At 55.6% G+C, this 23,991-nt stretch carries 28 protein-coding genes, 1 tRNA gene and 1 other RNA gene; 2 read left to right on the top strand and 28 right to left on the bottom strand.

Going from position 1 to position 23,991, the window contains the following annotated elements:
- Positions 1-105 precede the first annotated feature (105 nt).
- The 15 genes from WHJ28_RS04285 to WHJ28_RS04215 all read right to left on the bottom strand — a co-directional run bounded on the left by WHJ28_RS04285 (position 106) and on the right by WHJ28_RS04215 (position 13,211).
- On the bottom strand, positions 106-258 hold the full coding sequence (locus tag WHJ28_RS04285; RefSeq protein ID WP_340039966.1) for a hypothetical protein: 153 nt from the start codon (positions 256-258) through the stop codon (positions 106-108).
- 17 nt (positions 259-275) lie between these two features.
- Positions 276-3,041: a magnesium-translocating P-type ATPase gene (mgtA, locus tag WHJ28_RS04280; protein WP_340039964.1), complete on the bottom strand. Its 2,766-nt coding sequence runs from the start codon at positions 3,039-3,041 to the stop codon at positions 276-278.
- Between the two features lie 146 nt (positions 3,042-3,187).
- A complete protein-coding gene (locus WHJ28_RS04275) occupies positions 3,188-3,520 on the bottom strand; it encodes a DUF3784 domain-containing protein (RefSeq protein WP_340039962.1) in 333 nt (110 codons plus the stop codon).
- Between the two features lie 3 nt (positions 3,521-3,523).
- Positions 3,524-3,751, bottom strand: a complete 228-nt coding sequence (locus WHJ28_RS04270) for a conjugal transfer protein (protein ID WP_340039960.1) — start codon at positions 3,749-3,751, stop codon at positions 3,524-3,526.
- Positions 3,752-4,438, bottom strand: coding sequence for an MgtC/SapB family protein (locus WHJ28_RS04265; protein ID WP_425461098.1), 687 nt, complete (start codon positions 4,436-4,438; stop codon positions 3,752-3,754). It abuts the gene before it with no gap.
- 91 nt (positions 4,439-4,529) lie between these two features.
- Complete coding sequence (locus WHJ28_RS04260) at positions 4,530-5,027, bottom strand: winged helix-turn-helix domain-containing protein (RefSeq protein ID WP_340039956.1); 498 nt, start codon at positions 5,025-5,027, stop codon at positions 4,530-4,532.
- 17 nt (positions 5,028-5,044) lie between these two features.
- On the bottom strand, positions 5,045-7,699 hold the full coding sequence (gene mgtA, locus WHJ28_RS04255; protein ID WP_340039954.1) for a magnesium-translocating P-type ATPase: 2,655 nt from the start codon (positions 7,697-7,699) through the stop codon (positions 5,045-5,047).
- Positions 7,700-7,989: 290 nt separating this feature from the next.
- A tRNA-Ala gene (locus WHJ28_RS04250) sits at positions 7,990-8,065 on the bottom strand.
- A gap of 134 nt (positions 8,066-8,199) precedes the next feature.
- Positions 8,200-8,856 carry a YoaK family protein gene (locus tag WHJ28_RS04245; RefSeq protein WP_340039952.1) on the bottom strand — a complete coding sequence of 219 codons (657 nt, stop codon included), beginning with the start codon at positions 8,854-8,856 and terminating at the stop codon, positions 8,200-8,202.
- Positions 8,857-8,932: 76 nt separating this feature from the next.
- Positions 8,933-9,280 carry a YbaB/EbfC family nucleoid-associated protein gene (locus WHJ28_RS04240; protein WP_087187190.1) on the bottom strand — a complete coding sequence of 116 codons (348 nt, stop codon included), beginning with the start codon at positions 9,278-9,280 and terminating at the stop codon, positions 8,933-8,935.
- A gap of 14 nt (positions 9,281-9,294) precedes the next feature.
- Positions 9,295-10,995 (bottom strand): DNA polymerase III subunit gamma/tau, encoded by a 1,701-nt coding sequence (dnaX, locus tag WHJ28_RS04235; protein ID WP_340039947.1) that lies wholly within the window; start codon positions 10,993-10,995, stop codon positions 9,295-9,297.
- A gap of 96 nt (positions 10,996-11,091) precedes the next feature.
- An RNA gene (gene ffs, locus WHJ28_RS04230) (signal recognition particle sRNA large type) lies at positions 11,092-11,356 on the bottom strand.
- A 143-nt stretch (positions 11,357-11,499) separates the two neighbouring features.
- Positions 11,500-12,546, bottom strand: coding sequence for an IS30 family transposase (locus WHJ28_RS04225; RefSeq protein ID WP_340039945.1), 1,047 nt, complete (start codon positions 12,544-12,546; stop codon positions 11,500-11,502).
- 64 nt (positions 12,547-12,610) lie between these two features.
- Complete coding sequence (locus WHJ28_RS04220; RefSeq protein WP_340040439.1) at positions 12,611-12,886, bottom strand: helix-turn-helix domain-containing protein; 276 nt, start codon at positions 12,884-12,886, stop codon at positions 12,611-12,613.
- Positions 12,887-13,010: 124 nt separating this feature from the next.
- Positions 13,011-13,211 (bottom strand): helix-turn-helix domain-containing protein, encoded by a 201-nt coding sequence (locus WHJ28_RS04215; protein ID WP_340039943.1) that lies wholly within the window; start codon positions 13,209-13,211, stop codon positions 13,011-13,013.
- A 176-nt stretch (positions 13,212-13,387) separates the two neighbouring features.
- Between WHJ28_RS04215 and WHJ28_RS04210 the strand changes: the two genes are divergently transcribed.
- A complete protein-coding gene (locus tag WHJ28_RS04210; RefSeq protein ID WP_340039941.1) occupies positions 13,388-13,522 on the top strand; it encodes a hypothetical protein in 135 nt (44 codons plus the stop codon).
- A gap of 172 nt (positions 13,523-13,694) precedes the next feature.
- Positions 13,695-13,916 (top strand): hypothetical protein, encoded by a 222-nt coding sequence (locus WHJ28_RS04205; protein WP_340039940.1) that lies wholly within the window; start codon positions 13,695-13,697, stop codon positions 13,914-13,916.
- Positions 13,917-13,959: 43 nt separating this feature from the next.
- On the opposite strand, the gene WHJ28_RS04200 is transcribed toward WHJ28_RS04205, so the two are convergent.
- The 13 genes from WHJ28_RS04200 to WHJ28_RS04145 all read right to left on the bottom strand — a co-directional run bounded on the left by WHJ28_RS04200 (position 13,960) and on the right by WHJ28_RS04145 (position 23,954).
- Positions 13,960-14,298, bottom strand: a complete 339-nt coding sequence (locus WHJ28_RS04200) for a hypothetical protein (RefSeq protein ID WP_340039938.1) — start codon at positions 14,296-14,298, stop codon at positions 13,960-13,962.
- A gap of 19 nt (positions 14,299-14,317) precedes the next feature.
- Positions 14,318-15,298: a LysM peptidoglycan-binding domain-containing protein gene (locus tag WHJ28_RS04195; protein ID WP_340039936.1), complete on the bottom strand. Its 981-nt coding sequence runs from the start codon at positions 15,296-15,298 to the stop codon at positions 14,318-14,320.
- 13 nt (positions 15,299-15,311) lie between these two features.
- Positions 15,312-15,719: a hypothetical protein gene (locus tag WHJ28_RS04190; protein ID WP_340039933.1), complete on the bottom strand. Its 408-nt coding sequence runs from the start codon at positions 15,717-15,719 to the stop codon at positions 15,312-15,314.
- A 16-nt stretch (positions 15,720-15,735) separates the two neighbouring features.
- Entirely contained in the window at positions 15,736-16,179 is a 444-nt protein-coding gene (locus tag WHJ28_RS04185; protein WP_340039931.1) for a hypothetical protein, read from the bottom strand.
- The gene (locus tag WHJ28_RS04180; RefSeq protein WP_340039929.1) at positions 16,176-16,349 is read right to left on the bottom strand and encodes a hypothetical protein; all 174 of its coding nucleotides are present in this window, start codon (positions 16,347-16,349) and stop codon (positions 16,176-16,178) included. Before WHJ28_RS04180 ends, WHJ28_RS04185 begins: the two co-directional genes overlap by 4 nt.
- 5 nt (positions 16,350-16,354) lie before the next feature.
- Positions 16,355-16,750 carry an isoaspartyl peptidase gene (locus WHJ28_RS04175; protein WP_340039927.1) on the bottom strand — a complete coding sequence of 132 codons (396 nt, stop codon included), beginning with the start codon at positions 16,748-16,750 and terminating at the stop codon, positions 16,355-16,357.
- A gap of 3 nt (positions 16,751-16,753) precedes the next feature.
- Complete coding sequence (locus WHJ28_RS04170) at positions 16,754-17,443, bottom strand: hypothetical protein (protein ID WP_340039925.1); 690 nt, start codon at positions 17,441-17,443, stop codon at positions 16,754-16,756.
- Complete coding sequence (locus WHJ28_RS04165; protein ID WP_340039923.1) at positions 17,436-18,575, bottom strand: reverse transcriptase domain-containing protein; 1,140 nt, start codon at positions 18,573-18,575, stop codon at positions 17,436-17,438. Before WHJ28_RS04165 ends, WHJ28_RS04170 begins: the two co-directional genes overlap by 8 nt.
- Before the next feature lie 213 nt (positions 18,576-18,788).
- On the bottom strand, positions 18,789-18,965 hold the full coding sequence (locus tag WHJ28_RS16580) for a DUF6273 domain-containing protein (RefSeq protein ID WP_490374918.1): 177 nt from the start codon (positions 18,963-18,965) through the stop codon (positions 18,789-18,791).
- 18 nt (positions 18,966-18,983) lie between these two features.
- Positions 18,984-19,439: a hypothetical protein gene (locus tag WHJ28_RS04160; RefSeq protein ID WP_340039921.1), complete on the bottom strand. Its 456-nt coding sequence runs from the start codon at positions 19,437-19,439 to the stop codon at positions 18,984-18,986.
- 87 nt (positions 19,440-19,526) lie between these two features.
- Positions 19,527-22,220, bottom strand: a complete 2,694-nt coding sequence (locus WHJ28_RS04155) for a bacterial Ig-like domain-containing protein (protein ID WP_340039919.1) — start codon at positions 22,218-22,220, stop codon at positions 19,527-19,529.
- Between the two features lie 17 nt (positions 22,221-22,237).
- Complete coding sequence (locus WHJ28_RS04150; RefSeq protein WP_340039917.1) at positions 22,238-22,807, bottom strand: phage tail protein I; 570 nt, start codon at positions 22,805-22,807, stop codon at positions 22,238-22,240.
- On the bottom strand, positions 22,800-23,954 hold the full coding sequence (locus WHJ28_RS04145; RefSeq protein ID WP_340039915.1) for a baseplate J/gp47 family protein: 1,155 nt from the start codon (positions 23,952-23,954) through the stop codon (positions 22,800-22,802). Before WHJ28_RS04145 ends, WHJ28_RS04150 begins: the two co-directional genes overlap by 8 nt.
- Between the last annotated feature and the right edge of the window lie 37 nt (positions 23,955-23,991).

The following is a 23,991-nucleotide window of genomic DNA, read 5'->3' as shown; positions in this document are numbered from 1 at the left end:
AAAAGCCACCTGCGTGTTTCAGCACGCAGGTGGCTTTTACGCTTATATGTGATTTCCGAGTGTCCTGCGGCATTTCCATCTGCTCTGCCGGCCCACGGAGTAGGGTCAATCTTTCTTTTTAGGCTTCATACGCCAGAACACCACATTCATCAATATAACAATCAGTAAAACAACCCCTATCGCTACCCAGAAACCCATATCCACGCCCCACAGCGTTGTGGTTCCGAAGAGGTCCATCCAAGTTTTATTCCAGTGCACAGGTAATGCCCCCTTTCTTAAAGCAATTCGCCGTAGTGCCGCACATAGGCCTTTTTCAAACTGGTCGCCAGAATCATATAGAGCAGGATGCAGGGGATCAGGTATGCAAAGTACGCCGCCGGCAGCGCCACAAATCCAAGCACCGCGCCAAAGTGTGTAAAGGGAATGATGGTAAGTACGGTAATTCCCGTCAGGGTCAGCAGCGTCAGCGGAGCGGAGGCGCGGCTCTGAAGGAAGGGCAGCTTTGGCGTGCGGATCATGTGAATGACAAGGGTCTGGCTCCACATGGATTCCACAAACCAACCGGCCTGGAACAGCCCAATATACTGCGCCTGCATCATCGCCAGCTCTGTACCGCTGAAATGGGCGGGCAGATCGTTGAACAGCACCCCCCCCGAGATGAACATCGGGCAGAATATAAAATACATAAACAGGTAGGTTGTAAAATCGAAAATGGAACTGGTTGGCCCGATCCAAATCATAAAGCTGCCCACACTGGACGCATCCCATTTCCGGGGTTTTGCAATAAATTCCTCGTCCACATTGTCCCATGGAATGGCCGTGCAGGACAGATCATAGATCAGGTTGAGGAAAATCAGATGCACACTCATCATGGGCAGGAAAGGCAGCAGGGCAGAGGCCGCCAGCACTGAAAACATATTGCCGAAGTTGGAGGATGCCGTCATCTTAATGTACTTGATCATGTTGGCGTAGGTCTTGCGCCCCTCAATAATGCCCTGCTCCAGCACCATCAGATCTTTTTCCAGCAGGATAATGTCAGCCGATTCCTTTGCCACATCCACGGCGGTATCCACGGAAATACCGATATCAGCCGCTTTCATGGCCGCGGCATCATTGATCCCGTCACCCATAAAGCCCACCGTATGGCCATTTTCCCTGAGAACGGAAACCACACGCGCTTTCTGTTCAGGCGTCAGCTTGGCAAATACGTCGGTGGATTCCGCGGCCTTTGCCAGTTCCGCATCGCTCATTTTCTCCAAGTCGGAGCCAAGCAGCATATTGCGCACCTTCAGTCCCACCTGCTTACAGATCGTCCGCGTCACTTTGTCGTTATCGCCGGTCAGGATCTTGGTAATCACACCGTGGTCTTTCAGCGCTCTGATGGCGTCCGCGGTAGATTCCTTGGGCGGATCAAGGAAGGCCAGATATCCGATCAGCACCATATCACATTCATCCTTCACGCCAAACGCGCCCACCGGAGACGGATTGCTCTTCTGGGCAATGGCAAGGACGCGGAATCCTTTCTCATTCAGGTCGTCCACGGTCTGAAGAATACGGCGGCGCACTTCATCGGTCAGCGGCTGCACGTCCCCGCCATATTCTGCAAAAGCACAAATGGAAAGCATCTCTTCCACAGCGCCCTTGGTCACCATCTGGGTCTTTCCCTTTCGATCCTGTACCACTGTGGTCAGCCGCCGGCGCGTAAAATCAAACGGGATCTCGTCCACCTTCACATAGTTTTCAGACAGATCGATCAGCCTGGGATCCTCCGCCTCTGCTTCTTCCGTTTTATGAATGATTGCAAGATCCATCAGGTTTTTGTAGCCGGTTTGAAAATAGCTGTTGAGATACGCATGACGCAATACCCGGGTGTCATCCTCACCGTTTACATTGAGGTGATATTCCAGCACCACTTTATCTTGAGTCAGCGTTCCGGTCTTATCGGTACAAAGGATATCGATCGCGCCAAAATTCTGAATGGAATTCAGGTTCTTCACGATGGTCTGCTTCTTGCTCATGGAGACCGCGCCCTTGGCCAGACAGGTGGTCACGATCATGGGAAGCATCTCCGGAGTCAGTCCCACCGCGATGGAGATGCCGAACAAAAAGGCATCCAGCCAGTCTCCTTTGGTAATGCCGTTGATGAAAAACACCAGCGGCACCATAACCAGCATAAAACGGATCAGCACCCAGGAAACCGCGTTCACACCCTTGGTAAAATTAGTTTCCACCGCTTCTCCCGCAACCGCGGACGCCATAGAGCCAAACAACGTGTGATCGCCTGTGCACACCACCACAGCACTTGCACTGCCGGAAACCACATTGCTGCCCATGAAGGCAATGTTCGTATAATCCGTCACGCTCTCTGCCGCTTGGCTGATATGAGGCGTTTTTTCCACAGGCTCACTCTCTCCGGTCAGACTGGCCTGACTGATAAACAGGTCCTTGGCCTCCAAAATGCGAACATCAGCGGGGATCATATCGCCCACAGACAGGTGAACAATATCGCCCACTACCAGATGATCCATTGGGATCTCTGTTTTTTCCTCCCCTCTGCGGGTAACCGTACAGGTGGTGGTGATCATGGCCAGCAGTTTTTCCGCCGCGTTGCCGCTTCTGGATTCCTGGACGAAACGAAGCGTACCGGAAATAAACACCATTGTAAGAATGATGACCACGGTCAGGCAATCAAAGTCCTCCGGTGCACTTCCAAACAGTGAAAAGTAGGGAAAAATCATATCGGTCATTGTAGAGACCAGAGCCAGACAAAACAAAATTGCGGTAAACGGGTTAATAAATGCGTCTGCCAAACGCTTTATCAGAGATTTTTTCTTTTCACGGGTCACTTTGTTGCTGCCGTATTTACTGCGATTCCGGGCCACCGTTTCCTCATCCAAACCGCACAGCGCGGTATGCAGGTCTTTCAGCACCACCTTGATGGGATTGGTTGCCGCATACTGTATGCGGCGGTTCTGCTCGTCACGAATGACCGCCTTTTCGGCGGCCTGCCGGGCAGCCACGCGTGTCTCTTTCTTGTTCATTGGTCTTACCTCCTTGCGTTTTTATGGGAGGCAAACAGGGAGGCACAGGAGGCAGGAAACTCCCGCCGCCACGCGCCGCTCCATGTCTGCCCGGACTGCCGTCGGAGTCCATGCCATTCACCTCACTGTCTTTATGGGATCTCTATCTAAAACCGCGTTGCGGATGATTGGGTTTGGTAGCGACCGCTTTTTGACAGATACCAAGCATCCACGCCCGCCGCAATCAGCCATAAGATCATGGCCCATACGAACCAATGATCATCAAGGTCTGAACACACGCCCTTCCCCCCAAAAATCAAGCCGCTGAGCGCAATCATCGCTCCAGCGTTACGGCGAAGAGGCTTGATTTTCATCTTCGCCCTTTGCTGCTGCGGAATGCTGTTCCAAACCGAAAGATACATAGGACCTTTACCGCAGGCAAATGCGGCGCCCATCAGAATAAACAGTGCGCAAAAAAAGATGCAGATACCATTCATCATCCTTCACGTCCTTCGCGATTTGATTTTGCCGATCTGTTTCTTTCGCTGCATCAATCTGACTGCCAAAACAGCCAGGGCAAGCCAAAGCACGGCGGTCATCTGATACCAAAGCGGAAACATCCATCGTCTGTACTCAGGAAACGCCCAGCAGAGGCAGCCGTATGTGGCAACAAATATGACATACAGCGCAAACAGACATACAGGCTTATCGCTTTTATATCTTTTTTTCATCTACAGCACCTCCCACCCGGCACTTATTACCCCCGCAGCCGCCAAAGCTTTCCCCACAATCCCCTCTAACACCTGGTGCTTGGGTTTGCCGGAAGCACAATATTCCGCAATGATTTCAACCTTATTTCCAACAACATCACAGCTTTCCAGGTTGTTCAGATACAATGTTTTGCAGGAGTTGCTGTTGATCAGCAGCAGCCGGATCTCCCGCTCGGCAGCCTCCTGACAGGTAACAGAGATTCGATACTGTTGTTCCGCCTCATCGCCAAACGTCAGCGGTTCCAGCCTTCTTGCCAGAGGGCGGAAAATCAGATTGGAGCCGACCAGAACACCGGCCGCGGAAATGGCCAGCGCATATTTCCCTGTACTTGCAAGGATCCCAATAGCCGATGTACACCAGAGGGTGGCGGCCGTATTGATTCCCCGCACCGAAGCACTGTCCTTGAAAATCACTCCGCTGCACAAAAAGCCCACCCCGGATATGATGCTGCTCCCAACGCGGAACACCTGATCCGAACCATAGAGCATAGGGAACAACGTAAAAAAGCTGGTCCCCATACAAATCAAAACATTGATGCGAATACCCGCCAGATGTCCGGTGAGCTGCCGCTCCAGTCCGATCAAAAAGCCAAGCGTCAGCGAAAGGGATATTCTGAACATAAAATCGGTATAAATCAAGCCGTTCACCCCCTCAACCTGTACAAGAATACAAAAATCGCAAGGAGAATCACATGGTCAAAACCTTGCGATTCCCTTGCGATTTGGTCAGGAAAAGCCGTCACAGCTTGTCATTAAATTTATATCCGATACCCCAGATCGTCAATATGTATTCCGGCGCGTCCGGGTTTGGTTCGATTTTCTTTCTGATCTTCCGGATAAATGCCATAATGTTGCTGTCGTCCAGCAGATAATCATTTTCCCATACCGCTTGATAAATTTGCTCCTTGGTAAATACCTCTCCACGGTTGCGGGCCAGAAAATGGAGAATATCGAACTCTTTGGGCGTCAGTGCAATTTCCCTTCCGGCTCGGACCACCCTGCGCAATCTCAAATCAATGGACAACTCACCGCAGCGGATACTGTCGCTTGCCGGTACAACAGCCTCTCCATCATCCAGCTCCAACATGAGGGAATCCGCCGCACCATTCACCAGATCTATAAGCCCTTCCAGCAGTTCCTTGGCGGCCGGGGTGTCGGGCGCGGAGAACCGAAGCTTTTCGGAAAGCCACCCCGCCAGGGAGGAATCCAGACTGATAAAGCCGATCTTCTTTTTCATCACAGATTCCTCCTTTCTCAAAGCAGTTTGTGATATTTTTTGAGATACCAGCTCTTCGCCAATGTAACCAGCAGCAAATAGAGGGAAACGGCTACAACCAAAAATCCAAAATAGGCCGGCGGCAAAGCTGTCAGCCCAATCAGACGTCCCACCGGCGTGAAGGTCAGGATGGTAAAAAACAGAATACCAAGCATTGTGACCAACATGACCGGACAGGACGGTTTACTTTGGAACAGCGGCATCTTTTGGGTACGGAGCAAATGCAAAATCAACACCTGGGTCCACATGGATTCCAGAAACCAACCTGTTTGAAACAACGCAATAAACCGGAACTGCTCCTCGCTTCCAGCCAGAGCGGCAAAAGTTCCGCCGCACACCGATGGGCACAGCACAAAAAACAGATACGAAAACGTTAGAATATCAAAGACAGAACTGATCGGCCCAAAGAAGCGCATAAAGCGGCCCAGCGTCCTGCCGGACCATTCCAATGGCCTGGCGCAGATCTCCTGATCCACATGATCCCACGGCAGAACAAGACACAGCATATCATAGAGCAGATTCAGCAGCAGCAGCTGTACCGATGCCATAGGAAAAAACGGAAGGAACACACTGGCAACGACAATGGAGAGAATGTTTCCAAAGTTGGAGGATGCCGTGATCTTAATATACTTTGACACATTGGCGAAGGCGTTCCGTCCCTCCTTGATCCCTTCCTCCAATACATTCAGATCCTTTTTCAACAGGATAACATCCGCGCCTTCTTTCACGGCATCTGCAGCGGTATCCACAGAAATACCCACATCGGATTCCACAATGGCGGGTAAGTCGTTCATACCGTCTCCCAAAAAGCCCACCGTATGTCCGTTGCCTTGCAGCGTCCGGAGGATCTGAACCTTTTGTTTGGGAGACAGCTCCGCAAACACGGTAGCGCGTTCAATTCTGATCGGTGCCTCATCGTCGCTCAGCTGCTCCAATTCCTCGCCGGTCAAGGTTTCCGCCGTACCGATCCCCAACCTGCGGCAAATGGAAACGGCAACGCTCTTTTGATCCCCAGTCAGCACCCGGATACCCACATGAAGCTCCTGCAGCTTTCTGACGGCGTCAGCGGCAGTCCGCTTGGGTGCGTCAAAAAACGCCAGGTACCCAAGGAGAATAAAATCCCGCTCCTCTTCAGCGCTGAGCTGCTGCCGCTCCAGAGGTTTATAGGCTACGGCCAGGACCTTCATGCCATCCTCCAGCATCTCGTCCACAATGGCGTGGACGCTGGCCACTCTGTCGGCACCCATGGCGCTACGTTTGCCCTTGTATTCAAAATGGCTGCAGCGGCGGCACACTTCGTCAAGCCCACCCTTGATGATCAGCAGATTTTCCTCCCCACCCTGGACCAAAACGCTGGCAAATTTCCGCTCATAGTCAAAGGGCAGTTCGTCCAGCTTGGGATGGCTAGCCGCCAATTCTTGAAAACGGGCATTGTGCCCCGGCATTTCCTGACAGGCGAGGATTGCAGCGTCCAGGTGGTTTCTGACACCTGTGTGGTAAATGCTATTTAAATAGGCAAACTCCAGAGTCTTTTGGCTCTCATTGCCCAGGACGTCCATGTAATACTCCAGCAACAGCCTGTCGCCGGTAAGGGTTCCGGTTTTATCAACGCAGAGAATGTCCATGCTGCCAAATCCCTGCATGGCATTGATATTTTTAACCACGGTCTGCTTTTTTCCCATGGCAGCGCTGCCTTTAGCCAGGCAGGCATTGATTACCATGGGAAGCAGCTCCGGAGTCAACCCTACAGCAACAGACAGGGCAAACAAAAATGCGGAAAGCCAGTTTCCCTTGGTAAGCCCGCAGGCCACAAATACGATGGGAATCAAAATTGCCATGAAACGAATCAATACCCATGCAATGGAGCCAGCCCCCTGATCAAAGCCGTTTTTGAAACTGGCCATGGTTCCAGAGCATCCACCATAGACAGTGTCCTGGCCTACGGCAAGCACCACGCCCTCCCCTGTGCCGCCGATGATAGACGAGCCCATAAAAGCGACGTTGCTGTATTCCCCATATGAGCGCGCCTTTCTTTCGGAAAGAACCCCGGCGTTCTTTTCCAGAATCGCGCTTTCCCCTGTAATCACGGATTGAGACACAAACAGATCGCTTGCTGCCGTAAGCCGGAGATCTGCTGGGACCCGATCTCCCGCGAACAAGCGCACAGAATCTCCGACTACAAGTTCTGTGGAAGAAATCCGCATCCACTCTCCGTTTCTGCGCACCATGATATGAGACTCAATCATTCTGGTAAGATGATCCGCAACGCGCTTTGCCCGCATTTCCTGGGTAAACCGCACAACGCCGCTGATCAGCAGCATACACAGGATAATAACGACCGTTGTCATATTGCGGCTGAAATTTGAGGCAAGGAGAACATCTGTCACAAATGAAATGCTTGCCAGCACAAACAAGATAATCGCAAAAGGATTAATGAAAGCCCTTCGCAAGCGAAAAAGCACCGTATCTGCTGCCCGGCCAGACAGAATGTTTCTGCCGTATCGCGCACGGCTTTCCTCCACCTGCTCATCCCGGTAACCCCACTCAGTAATATGAAAATCCCGGTATAACGCGTCCGTATCTCTATGTGCATAATCAAGGACACGTCGATGAATGGCACGGCCGTCTTTCACGCAGCTCACCTCCATATGGTTGTTCCTATCATATCATAGAACTGCTCTGTTGGCCTAAATAGAAATCTTGCTTTTTCCTTGCTTCATCCGCCGGAGCAAACAGACATTCTAAATATATCTCTTCACTAAACACGTTCTCAAAACAAAACGCCCCACTCACTTTTTCATCCCCGCAACACAGTGCGGGCCATTCCTGCAAGGAACAGCCCGCATCTTTTTTGCTCCATTATACCAGTTCATTAACGCTTACAAAAAGAAAAAAGACTTGAAACTCTCGTTTCAAGTCTTTTTGGTGGAGATAAGCGGGATCGAACCGCTGACCTCTTGAATGCCATTCAAGCGCTCTCCCAGCTGAGCTATACCCCCAAACGTGCCTGTTCCATCAACGGAACAGGTTGTATTTTACCAGCTTCATTCTACTTTGTCAAGTCGTTTTTCATCTTTTTTATTTTAAATACAATTGACACACATCCAACAGACAGACTACAAACACGTTTCTCTCAATGCCGCATCAGAAGGAACGCAATCAACAATGGGATGCAAGCAACCGCCACAGTATAAAGGCGTAAAAAGCTGCTGCACCATACCCCCAGCGCCGCGCCAACGATAAAGAACAGAATGATTCCCCCATACTGCGCCGCTCGCAGAAGCTGTTCCTTCTGCCCGGTACGAATAAATTGATACAGGCGCTCCGTTCCGCTGCGCAGATTTCCTGTACACATCGTAGTAGCAAAGGCATTGCCGCGGACTTTTCGAAAACTCTCCACCTGTATGGCACACACAAATGAAACAATGATATTTGCCAGCGCGTTCAGCTGTTGTGGAAGAAACGCAACCAGCGCCAACAGGACAATCTCCAAACAAACTGCAACCTGCCGCCAATGGACGATATACACCTCTCTCAACCGCTCTCTGATGCACTCAGCTGCGATCACACCCGCCGCAAATGCCAGAATGGGCAGCAGATAATGCAGCACACCGCTCCAGTCCCTTTCTACCGCCCGTACGCCCAACAGTACAATGTTTCCTGTCTGCGCATTGGCAAACACACCGCCCCGCATCAGATAGGTATAGGCATCCAGCAGGCCGCCGGCTACCGCCAGCAGCGCACCGATCCGAAATCGTTCCGATGTTTGTAATCCCTTCACCGTCTCCATTTTTACTCCTCCGCTTCGGGGTCCAACGATGTAATAGGAAATGGCCGCCCACAGGCGGCCATTTCCAGCTTTCACTTTAGAAGGGCAGGTTCAGGCCACCGGTGAGCTGCTGCATGGAAGAGGCAGAATCATTCTCCGCCGCACGCAGCGCCTCGTTGACAGCCGCCACGATCATATCCTGCAGCATCTCCACATCCTCGGGATCCACCGCATCAGGATCAATGGTAACGCTCTCCAGCACCCGCTTGCCGGTAACGGTAGCGCTCACTGCACCACCACCGGCCGCCGCAGTGTAAGTCTTGGTCTCCAGCTCCTGCTGCATCTTCATCATGTCCTGTTGCATCTTCTGGACCTGCTTCATCATGTTCATGTTCATGCCGCCGCCCATACCACCAAATCCACGGCTGTTAAATCCTTTTGCCATAGGTCGCAACTCCTTTACTCTTCAATAATAATGTTGTCAAACTGCTGGCCCATTGCCAACAGGTCATCCAAATGATCGTGCTCAGCAGGCTGTTGCGCTGCCGGGGCCGCTTTAGGCGGCGCGCCCACCTTTACGGCACACCGCACAGCCTGGCCCATCTGGGTACCAGCCATTCTTTCCAGGGCTTCCAGCACCGCAGCCGTACCCACCATGCTTTTGGTGAAATCTGTGTCTACCCACAGTGTCAGTACACCGTCTTCCAATATCCCCTGTACTGCGGATGGATTGCTGAGGAATGGATAGACCGCCGGGAACTTGCCCCGGAGTCCAGCCACCAGTCCCGGCCACAGATCGCCAGACGGCGCTGTTACGGATGAACCTCCGGCCAGCTCTTTCTCCATTGGAGAAGGCTTCTGCGGGATGGCTTCCGCTTCGTAGGCCACCCGTTCTCCCGGCTCATCCGGCAGCGGGGGGCACTCCTCCTCCCAGGGGGGGGTATCCTTCTGCCTGCCCTGGCGCTCCGGCACCTTTTTCTGCGGTGCAGGCGGTATCGCACAGGCAGTAGGTATCCCACCCGCCAACAGTTCCTCTACCCTGGACAGACGGGCATTGATTCCCGCCATACTCTCATCCAGTACCGGATCACAGAGACGGATCAGACAGAGTTCGGCATCTGTGCGGCGGTTGCCACTGCGGGACAGGTCGGCGATGGTGGACTGGAGCACACCCAGCATCTGAGCCAGCCGGGGCGTTTGAAACAGGTTAGACAGCCGCCGCATGGTATTCTCATCATAGCCACCGGTAAGCAGAGCTGCTCCACCTTTGGGAGCCGTCTTCCGCACCAAAAGGTCCCGGGTCAGGGCAGACAGCTCACTCAGCAGGCTTCCTACTTCCTTACCCGCACCATAAAGGCCGGCCAAGCTCTCCAGGGCAGCCGCAGTGTCTCCCCCGCCAATCTGTTCCATCAAGCGAGCGGTCTCCAGGTTCCCAGCCAGCCCCAACGCGTCCAGCACTTCCTGTACACCGATGGGTCCGTCTGGGATGGCGCACTGATCCAGCAGGGACAGAGCATCCCGCATACCGCCGTCAGCCAGCCGGGCCAACAGCTCCGCCCCCTCACCTCTCAGCTCCAGGCCCTCCTGGCGCGCGACATAGGCCAGCCGGGCGGCAATCTCTCCCGGAAGAATGCGCTTGAAGGAAAACTGCTGACAGCGGGATTTAATCGTAGCCGGCACCTTGTGCAGCTCCGTGGTGGCCAAGATAAACATCAGGTGGGCGGGCGGTTCCTCCAGGATCTTCAACAGGGCATTGAAAGCCGCAGTGGAGAGCATATGGACCTCGTCCACGATATAGACCCGTTTCCGGACCGCCGCCGGGGTGTACACCGCCTCATCCCGGAGGGCGCGGACCTGATCCACACCGTTGTTGGAGGCCGCATCCAACTCCAGCACATCCAGAATAGAGCCGTTCTCAATGCCCAGACAGGAGGGGCACTGGTTGCAGGGGTTCCCGTTGACCGGGTGTTCGCAGTTGACCGCCCGGGACAGAATTTTGGCGCAGGTGGTCTTGCCCGTACCCCGGGTACCCGTGAACAAATAGGCGTGGGAGAGCCGTCCGGTCTCCACTTGCCGCTTCAACGTGTCGGTGATATGGGCCTGACCCACCACGTCGTCAAACGTACGGGGCCGCCATTTTCGGTATAGAGCCTGATACACGCCGGTCACCTCGACATAAAAATGAAAAAGAGGGGCGGAGGATGCGGAAAGCCGCGTCGCTTCGCCCCTCCCTTGAGCATCCGGTTCATGGCAAGACCGCACACCGGCCTTTGGAATCAGCGCTATGTCCGTTACCCTGGCAGCCGGCTCAGGAGCGGAAACCCCGCGGCACAGATCACGGTCCGCTTAGTGCTGCTCGGTTCCCCGCCTGACACGGTTCACGGGGCGACCTTGCGCGGGACCGATCCATCATCACTACTTACCGGGGTCAGACGACACAACGCAGATCCGGGGGCCGGGATTCATCCCTGCTGTAGCGGGTTGCAGGTACAGGGCACCGCTAACTCCCCGACTAGTGCGGCCTTGCCTCGGACCGGACGCATCAGCGCCGTCCGCTGGAAGGCTGTACTTGATATCATACATCATTTGCGCCCATTTATCAATATTACTTTTTAGTTTTTTCGCAAATGTCAATAGGTAAGCGTAACAAAAAGTAAAAATTTTTCAGATGGCCGCGATCAGCTCTTGGAAAACATCGTTTGCGCTTTTCCACCCCAGGCTTTTTCGTGGGTAGCTATTCAGCCATTCCTCCACCACTTTCACTTCTTTTTGTGATACTTTATCAAAATTTGTTCCTTTGGGAAACTTTCTGCGGATCATCTGGTTTTGCTTTTCGTTGCTGCCCCGCTCGCTGCTGCAATACGGGTGACAATAGTATATTTTGGTGCGGCGCCCTCTGGACTTGAACACGGATCGCTCCATGCCCTCGCAGTCCGAAAACTCCCCGCCATTATCCACAGTGATGGTCTTGAATATGACAGGAAACATTTTCCCGTAGCGGCGCTCCAGGCGGTCTAATGCCTGCACTACGCTTTCCCGTGTTTTGTCTGGTATCAATATCATAATTTCCTGTGGCGCGGTCCTTTCCGTCAGGACCAGCAGACACTTTTTCCCGCCTCGGCAGGACACCACCAGATCCATTTCCCAGTGGCCGAACTCCTCCCGGCGGTTCACCTTTTCCGGGCGCTTTTCAATGCTGTCTCCGCTCGATGTGGATTTCATGCGGTGGATGTGCTGGGTTTTCTTTTTCTGGCGCGATCCCCTGAATGGCAGGTCCTTTGTGGTCAGGTGCAGAAATATTCCTTTCCCCACATAGGAATACAGTGTTTGACGGCAGATCCGCACTCCGAACTCCCCGTATTTCTCCGGGTGGTTCTCAATTTCATGGATTGCTGCGGCAGGGCTGAAATTCTGGTTTACAATCAGGTCCTCCAGCGTTTCCGCATAGGCCCTATGATTTCCAATTTTCAGGCCCGGACCCTTTGCGGCCATGTTTGCGCGGTATCTCTGATGTGACCGCTCCGGTATGTATTCGGTCACCTCGATGTAATCCGCGTTCATGTAGGTGTATGTGCCGCGTTTCAGCTCTCGACAGACGGTTGCCGCACTCACATGGAGGGCTGCGCCGATCTGGCGCATGGTTGCGCCCTCTTTCCGCATTTTTGCCATTTTGTTTCGGTCGTGCGCGCTCAGGTGCTTATATCCTTTCATGGGGCGGCCTCTCTTTCTTTGTAATATGGCAATAGGCCAGCGTGGTTCTTTCTACCACGCCGGCCTATTCTTTGTCCAGCAGCCACAGCACAGGGACCTCCAGCGCCTCCGCAATGGCCACGGCCTCGAAGTCCGTCACAATCCTTGCCCCGCTCTCCATGCGGCTGATCACATCCCGTTCCACCATGATCCCCCGCAGTTGCAGGAGCTTTGATAGGTCCGACTGTGAAAGCCTCTTTTTCTGCCGTGCCTCGCGGATCCGGTCCCCGCATAGGTTTCTTTTCCCGTTGATCTCGTAAAATTTCACCCGGCGCCCCTCCGTCGTGGATATGGCCCACATTTTTCTTGATATTAACACAGGCCGGCGTCAAAACCCGTGGTAATATTCAGCACAAGAAAATTATAGGCCCTTTGGCGCATGGGTGTTCATTGTGGGGCGGCGGTTCCGATCCTATGGCCCACCGTCATCGGGTGATCTTCATAATGTCGTTTGGTGTGCAGTCCAGCAGCAGGCACAGCTTTTCTATGGTTTCGGTCGTAACCGGCTTTCCCTCCCTTAATTTTTGTAGGGTGCTTTGGGACAAGATATTTTCTTTTCTGATCCGGTATGTGGTGATCCCGGCTTTTTTCATTTCTTCAAATGCTCCTTGGTAGCTGATCGCCATTCCCTCCACCTCCTTGTGGTAACATTGTACCACCCTTTATGCACTCCGTAAAGTGCATAAAGTACACAAATAAAGGCACCCTATTTCGTGCATATTACCACTTGATTATGCACCATAAAAGGACTATAATATAAACAGTTCAGGGGACAACCTCTGACGGAAAGGAGGACGGTCCGATGGGTAGACAAAAGAAAAAGCGCCGCCGGAATAAACCGACGACGCAGGCCAGAAAGCAGTTAGCGGCTGACGTTCTGGCTGGTACAATTTCTGGCCTCATAGTTCTGGCAATTCAAAAATTGCTGGACTGGTAAAGGCCAGGGGTGCGGAGGCCCGAACCTCCGCACCCCAAATATAAAACAAATCATCAGGTTTTGTCAATAGGAGGACAAGCAATGAAGTTTCTAATTTCTCTTGTGATATTTATTGCGGTGTTTGTCCCGCTCCGCCGGTTGTTCCATAGAATCTTGAAAGGTGGTAAAAATCATGCTGATTAAGCAAAACGGGAAGTATGGGGCCACGGTTGGTAATATCCGGGTTTTTACCATAGAACGTGCTGTGGAAGTCTATAAGATGTTCGCCGCACGGTGTTATGCGGACCTCACCATGGAGGCTAGTGTGGTTCTCTCCAATGTTGGGGACGATATGCACCGCCTGGGGTTTACCTGGGCCGAAATTGAGGATATGGAACTGGAGGCAATCGCGTGAATACAGAGAACCCCCGGCACCGCTCAAGTGCCGGGGGTTCTCTTTACTCCGTTTCGTCTTTGTTCCAGTCGGTGATCTGTTCCAGGGCCTCCCGCAGCTTGTCAAATCCGAACATAGCCGCATAGGCCACGAACAGCCCCAGGGCCACGGACCCGGCCACCATGTACCAGGTGACGGCCCACCCCATAATCTGGCACAGGGTGAAGAACGCCACAAGGGTCACAGCCATGGCCACCACCACCGCCAGGATGTTGGTGGGGATCTTGTCCCAGGTAACTTTCTTGATCACCTGGGTGATGATGTTGGTGATCACGGTCAGGATCAGGGCCGCCAGCAGGACGGCGGACACCGCCAGGGGAATGTACTGCATAATGGTTTCCATGTGTATGTCCTCCTCAATTTTATTTCACAGCCCCGCCCAGGGCGCACAGCAGCAGGTCCAGGGAGGGGAATGTGCCGTAAATGCTCCGCCAGTAGTCCGGGGAGTTAATGACGCCGGCAGCCGCCAGGGCGTCCACGCCCTCCTCCGGCGTGTTGGTGCGCGGCCCTGCTTTGGTGATTGCCTGCGCCGCCGCTTTCAGCAGCAGATCCAGATATTTCACCTTTCCGGCCTCCGCGGCTCCCGCCCAGTAGTCCGGGGAATTGATCACGCCCAGGGCCTCCAGTTTATCCGCGGCGGCTTGCGGTGTGTCCTGGAGCATAAGAACCTGGCCCACCCGGATCAGATTTTTATTTTTAATGGCGTTGATTTCCACCAGTGCGTCAACAGTGGTTTTGTATGCGCTGGCAATCTTGGAAAGGGTGTCGCCGGCTTTTACCGTGTGGATGGTCTGGCCTCCCGTTGTAGTTCCGCCGGACGCTCCGCCCATTTTCTTGGCAATGGCGGCAAAGTCCGGGCAGATAAACCCGCGAATATACTTCCCGTTGATCGCCATGGTGCGCTTGCCTACCTTGCCACCGGTCATGTTCCCCTCTGTCACTATAAAGGTGCCGCCGCCCAGTTGGGTGACAATTCCGATGTGATCCCCGGATCCGGTGCAATCGCCCTTTCCGGTGTCGTCCCAGTCATACACACAGGCGTCCCCGATCTTGGGGGTGTGCGCGTCGTTTTCCACCCAAATGCCTTTGCCTTTGGCCACTACGGTGTATTTCTCAACGCCGCACTCGGTCCCGGTGAATTCCGCGATCCCTGCCTTGATGTATGCCGCGCTGACGGTGGTGGCGCAATAGGCGTCCGTTGTTTTCACCTTATATCCTCTGGCCAGCGGCTTGTGGCCGTTGTAAATCGCCAGGATCTCCAGGTGTTTGGCGCTCCCTTTGGTCGCCCCCACCCATGCGTTGATAATGTCGGCCACTTTCTGCCGCAGTTGGTTTTCTGTCATACCTGTTTCCCTCCTATATTCCAACGTCCGGCGGTTCTTTCCGTTCAGGCTCCGGCCCGTTCGGAACGCCTCCGCTCATTCTGGCGGCGTCCGCCGCCTTGTCCTTGTTGGTCTTGATCCAGCCCATGACACCGTTTTCCAGTCCGCAGACGCCAAACACGCAGGCGGTCAGGGTGGCAGGTTCGTTTCCGGTGTGCCAAAACACGGCCAGGGCGGCCACAGTGTAGGCCACCAGGATCACAGCCTCCAGGATCAGCACTTTATCCATGACGCCCATTTTTGTGGGCTTGTCCCTTGCTCGGGCGCTTTTTCGGGGTGTGTGTCCCTGCTGCCGCAGTCTGCCCACGGTGGCACAGCACAGAAGAAACCCCAGGATCGTGCCCACAGACATGGCCAGGGCGGCCATAATCGGCAGTTTCATATTTCCGGCGGCCTCCTTACAAAAAATCATGCTTGATCAGCCGGTCGTCATATACGCGGCTGATATTGGCCACCGCATGGGTGGCGCGGTTGTTCTGGTAGTCCGGGTGTGCTTTGCTAAACCGCTCGTAATAGTCGATTTCTGCCAGAATCTCTATGAACTCCTCCCGCGTGTGCGGAATATCCCGCAACAATTCATTGTTGAATTGCAGGATCCTGGTCCGGTGGGTGTCCGCGGCTCTTTCGTCGTCCACCTTTATGTGGTCGTCTAAAATTCGCCGGGTGTCGGCCTGGGTTTCTTCCATTTCCCCCAGTTTGGCCAGCACTTCCTTGTTGATGGCCCTCCCAATGGCCCGCGCAATGGCGGACCAGGGATCCAGTTTGATGGGTGAGATCTGGATCAGTGTCATGGCCACCAGCATGGTGCCCCCGCCGCCCAGCAGAATTTCCTCCAGATTCAAGGTCCCACCCCCTCACCGATTGCCGCAGCGTACCGCCGCCGGACGGCGGCGATCTCCTCCTCATAGTGGAGGGCGCCCAGTTGGGCCAGTTCCACGGCCTGGGCCTGTATAATCACATTCATGCTGTCTATGACGGAACACAGATCCGTGATCAATTTGGTGTAGTCCATGGCCGTTACCCCCTCGCGCCGATCAGGGCGGCAATGTGGCGCAGGTCGTCCACCGGCGCCTCAAAAAAGGAATGGTCCCACAGCCAGAAGTCCACGGGATCCGGCTGTTTGTATTTCTGGCACACGGGATCCTCCCAAACGTGATCCCACCGTTTTTGATGGTCTTTGTCCCGTTTGGCCAGCTTGTTCATAATGGCATGGACCAGGTGCCCCCGCTCCGGGCCGTTTCCGTCGTCGTTTCGGCTGAAATAGTCGTGGGCGTTCTGGCTGGTAACGGCACATAGTTGCAGGCCGTCCCGCACCAGAAAGCCGTCCACAGCCTCCACCGCGGTGCCCCACGGGATGTTCACGGGGCCGCAGATGGCCAGGATCCGCGCCCGCCGTGTCGCTATGTATTCCACTGTTTACGCCTCCTCCCATTGCCACACGCCAGGAGTGCCGGGCGCCCAGGTGCATGGGATCATATCCGCCTTGCACAGCCATGTTTTGCCCTCATAGGAATAATACAGGCCGGCGTGGCAGTCCATCCCGTAGACATACGGGATCGGGTCCTCCAGGGTTCCGGCGTGATCGGGTACAATGGGGCGGTAAACCGCCAGCATACCCTCCCCTTCGGGCAGCTGGCTTTCCAGCGGGTCCACGCCTCCAGGGGGCACCACGCGGAAAAGGTTCCCGTCTTTGTTGATAATCGCGCCCTGGTCAAGGTGTCCCTCGCCGTGTTGGGCGGCTGCCATGACTTCCGCCCAGGTGGTGAACAGATCCGGCATAAGCAGGGCGGAGGCGTCCGGGATAGTGGTGGACGCCCTCACATACACTTGGGCGGCCACAGCGGCCTGGGTGGCCACGTTGGCCGTGGCGTTGGTGGTTTCCTGGGTGGCGTAGATCTCCGCCCCGGCGTCTACCTCTTCCAGCAGCACGGTGTCCAGGCCGTCCATGTCCGGGCGCCCCAAAAGGTGGTAGGGGGTGCCGTTACAGGCGACGCCCTCCGCTTCCTCGGCCCCGCACAGGATAAAGCGCCCGTTTTCCGCCCGCTTGATGTAGTTTGGGGCCTCGGTCATGGCCAGGGTGGCCCCGTCCTTTGTGATCTTAAACATTGCTGGGCAAACCTCCTTGAATGAAAATCGCATAGAATAGCCGGCGCAGGTGCATGACCCGGCCATGGTCGTCAAAGTTTTTATAATAGGCAATAGGGCCTTGCAGCCACTCCTCCACTTGCTTCACGGTCATTTTTCCGGCGTCCACCTTTTTCTTGAAGTGGCGAAGTTTCCGCCGTGCCCGCTTCATGCCGTCCCGGCACCCATGGACGATCACCCGCCCGTTTGGCAGTAGTTGGAATTTGGCTTTGCAGAAACGGAACGGCCTGGAGGCGTCCACGATCTTGCATTTTGCTGGGTTGATCTCCAGCCCCATGGCCTCCGCCCTGGCAATCGTGCCCTTACAGATGGCCACCGCCTTTTCCCTTGTTTCCAGCGTTGCGTTGTAGTCGTCCATGTAATGGCCGGCAGCAGGTAGGGACATTTGGCATTTCAGCCAGTTGTCAATGGAGGACGGCAGGGACACCATTTCCTGTTGGCTTGGCTCCACTCCTAGAGGCATACCCACACCGCCGGGCACCGCCGCCACCACCGTGTCCGCAATGGCCCGCAGGTCTGGATCCAGGATCAGCCGCCGGTGGCGTTCATAGATCGCCGCGTGTGGGGCGCTGGGAAAGAAATGGTGGAAGTCCATAAGTAGGACCGCACCCTGGAGGCCGTGGAGGCGGTAGTGCCGCCGCAGTTGGTCCCCCAGGCGCTTGTAATGGAAATGCAGGCCCTTTCCCTTTTGGCTGGCTCCATTGTCGTATATCATACTAGGGGCATACAGTGGGGCCAAAACCTCCTTGGTTAGGACCTTGTAGATCTGTCGGTCTACAATGTGGGGCGCGTCTATGGGGCGAACCTTGCCCCGCTCCCGTAGGATGAAATGTGCCGTTTTCCCTGGCTTCCACTTTCCAGAAAGAATTTTCTTCCGGCGGGCCGCCGTGCCGGAAAACAGGTGCAGTTCAAAATTTTGGGTTGACCGTTTCCAGCGGACGCCGTTGCAGCACTTCCGCCCGTAATAAAACAGGTTGCGAAAACTGAACACGGTTTTGATCCCGCCCAGGGCGTCGCTCCGGGCCTGTCGTTTGGCCTGCCGCCGGTTCCGGCGGCGTTTGTATCGCGCCTCCCGGCGCTCCTCGCTGGTCATATAATTTTTATTCGCTCCTCGCATAGTTGGGTTGTGGGTGCGCGTCTAAACTACTTTGGCCCGGCACATGAAACGGGTTAGCGCAATACCCCGCCATGCAAGCAGCGTCCGTGCAAGGCCGTCAAGGTGCAGTTTTAGGCTTTTGCCTGGGCAGTATTTCTCCTTTCGCACGGGTCCGTTTCACCTTTCGGTTACTGCATTTGACCCGCCCCGTTAAGGGGTGCGAAATCCGGGGGCCACGCCATTAGACCAGTTGGCGTTGTTGTTGTTGGCGCTGCCGTCGGTGTTGACAAGGCAGAAATTGTTGGAGTTGCTGGAATTCGGGGAACGGCACCACGCATTGGCCGCCGTCCGAAAGGCCGCCCTGCCACCCGGCGCGTTTTCAGAAATACACCCGCATATGACCGTTTACCGTTTTCTGTCGCTGTCCATGATGTTCCGCAGCAGGGTTTCCTCCTGGTTGATCAGGTTCCCCAGGCTTTCCGCCATGTTGTCCAGTTTTCTGGTGGCCTCCGCCGGCGGCAGGCTCTTTCCCTTGCCGTCGGCAAAACAGCCCTGTGGGTTCTGGCCCATAATCAGGTAGCAATGGGTCAACCGCACGTCCAGGGCGGAGAGGGAGGCCAGGGCCTCCAGTAAGTGTTCCCGCCGCAGTCCTTTCCGCTGTTCGTCGGATGGGTAGATCTTATTGGCCTTTTCGGCGTGGTCCATGACCTCACCCGCCAGGGTGGCCACGCCCTCCGCCAGCAGCCGGGAGTATCTGGCGGAAAGGCGTGTCAGAAAGCCGATGGTTTCAACATAGATCTGGTTTGCGGTGTTGACAAATTCCGCCTTGCTGACGGTGCGCTTTTCTTTTAGGACGGACATGGCGCCCGCCTCCTTTCGTTTGTCTGGTGCTTGGGGGTTCTCCCGCCCGCTTCCGCGGGCGGGATATAGCCGGATCTGCTGCGGCGATTAGGCGCAAAAGCCGGGGGCCACGCCACGCGACCAGTCGGCGGTGCCGGTGCCGGCGCTGCCGTCGGTGCCGACACGGCAGAAAGTGTCGGAGGTGCCGGAATACGGGGAACGGCACCACGCATAGGCCGCCGTGCCGGTGGCGTTGTGCTTGTAATGCACCTTGCTGTTTCCCGCCTTGTAATAGTCATATTGGGCCTGATAATTCTTTTCCGCGCTGTTTGCGTAGGTCCGGGCGCCGTGGAACTCGAATTCTGCCAACAGGAACAGATAGTCGGTGGTGCTGGTGACATATCCGGCGTTATCATTGCCGCCGCCGGTGTTGTCGGTGTACTTGGTGCATGACTTCATAACGGCGCGGAGGTCCGCAGGCAAGGCCGCCAGCAGGCTGTTGGCCGGGGGACTGGTGGGGTTTCCGTTGTTGCCCAGCAGGGTTTTTCTCATACTGGATCCACTCCACCCGCCGCTGTTGGTGTTGCTGGCGTTCATTTGGAAGTTGGCCGCGGAGGAACTGTTGTTGTTGTAGTTGCTATCCACTAGGGCCACATGGGCGCCGCCGATCTTTCCGATCTTGAAATGGATCCTGTTGGCGCCCTCCCGGCTGGCATTGTGGTTAAAGCCCAAAATGAAAACATCAATGGACAGATTGGAAAATGTGGTGTTGCCCACCTTGCCGTTGATGGTGATGGTCTTGGTGGCGCCTGTACTCCAGTAATTGGCGCCCTTGCTGGCGTCAGAAACGGCCCGGATGGTGGCCCAGCTGTTGGAATTCAACGTGGTGCTGATCTCGGTGACGGTGATGGCCTGGGTGCAGGTCTTGGTGGCGCCGTTGTATGTGTAGGAAATGGTGATTTGCTTATTGGAGGCCGCCAGGGGGCCGGTGGGGGAATAGGTGTACCCGCTCACGTTCCCGGTGCTGCCGTCGCCATAGGTGGCTTTGATCACCATTCCGGCTGTGCTGAAACTTTCCCCGGCGAAATAGCTTGTTTTGCTGGGCGGGGTGGCCACGGAAATGCTGGTCAGGGTGTTTTTGACGGTGATGGCCTGGGTGCAGGTCTTGGTGGTGCCGCCCTCCGCGTAGGAAATGGTAATTGTGGTGTTGGACAGGTTCAGGTTGCCGGTGGGGCTATATGTCCATCCAGATACCACGCGGGTGGCGCCGTCGTTGTAGGTGGCGGTGATCACCATGCCCGCGGAGGCGAATTTCTCCCCGTAGTTGTAGGTGGTCTTGCTGGGTGGGGTCGTCACCGCAATGGACGTCAGCGCCCGGATGGTGATGGTATATGTGCAGGTCTTGGTCACGCTGTTTTCCGTATAGGAAAAGGTGATCGTGGTATTTCCTGCGGCCAGCGCCCCCGTGGGGGAGTAGGTCCACCCGGTCACGGTTTTGGTGCTGCCGTCCGACATAGACGCCTGGATCACGGTGCCTGCGGGGTCGAAATTCTCCCCGATGTAATAGGACTTTTTATTAGGGGGTGTGATCACCGAAATGCCGGACAGTTGCCGCACGGTCACGGCCTGGGTGGTGGACAGGGTGCGCCCTGCCCGCTCGTAGGTGATTGTGACTGTCTTGGTGTCGGCCTCCATGGTTTCCGGGGAGAACTTGCAATCCTGGGTCACGTCCTCGGTGGTGCTGTCCGCAAACGTCGCCGTTACCACCAGGCCCGTGGTGTCGAATTTGTCCCCCACGTCATAGGCGGTATTGGTGGGCGGGTGCGTCACCGCTACGCCGGTGGTGATCATCAGGTCCACGTTGTACTGCAGGGCGCCGGTGACTTCCACTTGTCTGGTGGCGGACTCTCCGCCCAGGGTGGCCGTCACGGTCCATTCTCCTGTGTTATCCGGCAGGGAGAACTTGGTGGATCCTACGCCGTTCAGGGTGGTTTTTCCGTCTGTGCAAACCACGGACGCCCCCGCGCAGGTGGTCACGTTAATGCTGGCGCTTTGGACGCCCAGGGCGGCCTTTAGAACCGCCAATGACACCTTTCGGTTTTGGCCTGCGGCGCTGGAGAAAAAGGGCACCGTGTCCGTCAGGGCCATTTCGTCGCTGTTGCTCAGTTCTTGGGTGGGGGGCTGGTAGTCCGTGCCCGGTACAGCGGGGATCACCTTTGCCCCTGTGCCTTTCAGCAGGCCGGTTTCCTTGATCTTGTCCTGTTTGCCCTCCAGGGTCTTATTGATATTCTGCAAAAGGGCCTTGTGGGCGTCGGGGTCGTTGTCGTGGTCCTGCAGGTCTTTCAGGGTAGCCAGCACCAGGGAACGGTCCAGGGTGCAGGATACCGCCGCCGCGTCGCCCACAATGATGGGCACCGCAATATTTTTTTCCACCGTTTCCACACTGGCCACGGGGATATAGTCCGCCGTATCATAGGCGTTTTGGTAGCAGTAGAGAATATCCGCTTCCCGGTTCTCCGGGTCGTCCGGGTTGGCGGCAAACACGCCGATCTCCCGCCAGTAAAAGCCCTGTTCCAGGTCGGCGTTGGAGAACGTGCCAGACACGTCCACATAGCCCTCCCGAACGGCGGCATAGGCGTCAATGACCACTACCGGCTCCACCAGGTCTGTCAAATTGGCGATAGACCCGGCAAGTGTGCCGCTTCCCATTTTGATGGTGGTAATTGTGAGTTGTGCGCCGGCCATATTTTCGTAGTAAAGCGCCTTTCCGGCGTTGGTCAGCTTTGGGGCCTGAAATGCCATAGTTAGCGTTTCCCTCCTTACAATGTCGCAAGTTGCAGCCGGATGAAGTCGCCCGTATGGATCCAGTGTCCTGTGTAGACCTCCGCCGCCGGGGTGGACAGATCCAGAATAATTTCATCCAGCCAGGAGGACAGACGTTTCACGGACGCCAGCACCCGCCGGAATTCCTCCACGTCGTCCTCTGTAATGCCGGGGTTTGTGGTGTGCGCCTTAAAATGGTGGGGATCCCCGCCGTATTCCCACCATTCCGTGATATATCCGGCGCTGAAAATAATTTCTATGATCCGATTGACCGCCACCGGGGTGCCCATTTGCGTATAGAAAAGGAGCGTGTCCTGGATCAGCGCCCGTTTGGTGCTGATCGAATAGGTTTCATCATAGGCCGGGGTGCGTAATTCCACGGCCAGGTAGTCCAGGACGTTCTCCGGCATGGTGGCAATGGCGGCATAGGTGCGGGAATTTTCCGCGTAGGTGCAAAGTTTTTCGATCTGGCGCCCTACCGCATAGGCAAGGGCCTGGACCTCCGGCTGGTTTTTCAGGTTGTCGGGCATAATGTCCGTGAACCTGCTGCCTTTTAGGTCAATCATCCTCCAGCCCTCCATAACTGATCTGTGCGGACCCGGACAAGGCGGAGATCTTTGTGGCCTCCACGGTAGTGTAGGCCGGGGCAGTCACCGTCACCCGTTTGGCACCGGCAGCCATGACCATGGCCGTCAGTTGGGACGGGTTAATGTCCCGCCCAATGGTCCGTTGCCAGGTCACATAATTGGCCACGGCAGCCTCCACAGCGGCCTGGATGGCCACCGCCCTGGCGCTGTCGCTGCGGTTGATGTAGTAGGTCAGATTGATGGTATAGGACACTTCCGCCGGCGCCGCCACCGTGATCTTGTCGTTCATGGCGCGGGCGCTCTTGCCGTTCAGGTATCCCTCCAGGCCGCTGATCATTTCGGGGCCGGGGCTGGTGCCGTCGGCCATAATGAAAACAATGTCCACGGTGCCCGCCGCCTGGTCGCTGGTCACGCGCACGTCCCCAATAGAGGCGCTGTACTCTTTGGCCTTGTAAATATAGCCGTCCTCGGTAATTGCCGCGGTGTAGGCGCTGGGGGCCAAAAAAATCCGCTCTGCCAGATCGTCGTCGCTTTCAATCTCCGCGCCGCCCTCGGTGCCTGTGGTGTTGGTGACGCTTTCCACATACGGGAGGGGATCCACCATGGTGGTCAGTTCTCCCGCGGCCAGGCCGTTGCCGTCCGTGCCGGATACGGTGCAGATGGCAGGCACGTCCACCGTGGTGCTGCCCGCCGGTACTTCCGCATACTCCACAGTTTGGAAGTAGATGGACCCGCTTGTGGAAACCCTGGTGCCCTGTGGAATGGCCGTGGCGGTGGGGCGCACGGCGGACAGGGTAAAGCGCAGGGTTGTGGTGGCAGCGGTGGCCGGCGCTCTGGTAACGCCTTTCAGCAGGCCCAGGTTGTCCAGAAATTCTGAATAGCTGTATTTCAGCAGGTTTTGTTTGCCCGCTCGATCTACGAACTGGAACCCCTGGTAAATCTGCGCCGCCGCCGAATACAGGATCATGCGGTGGACGCTGGCCCGCTCCAGGGTCACGGTTTGGCCGGTGGCCTTGGTCATGGCGTCCTCAAAATCGGCCACCATTTCCGCCCGCACGTCGTCAATGGTTTTCCCGTCAATGAAAGAAATGTCCGGGGTGTTGTCGATTGCAGAAAAATCAGGCATTTGTGATCACCACCTTGGGAACAAGTTTTCCGCTTTC

Origin of the sequence: Flavonifractor porci, from assembly GCF_037572415.1 — a bacterium.
GTDB classification, from domain to species: Bacteria; Bacillota; Clostridia; order Oscillospirales; family Oscillospiraceae; genus Flavonifractor; species Flavonifractor porci.
This window is presented reverse-complemented; position numbering and strand designations above follow the sequence as displayed.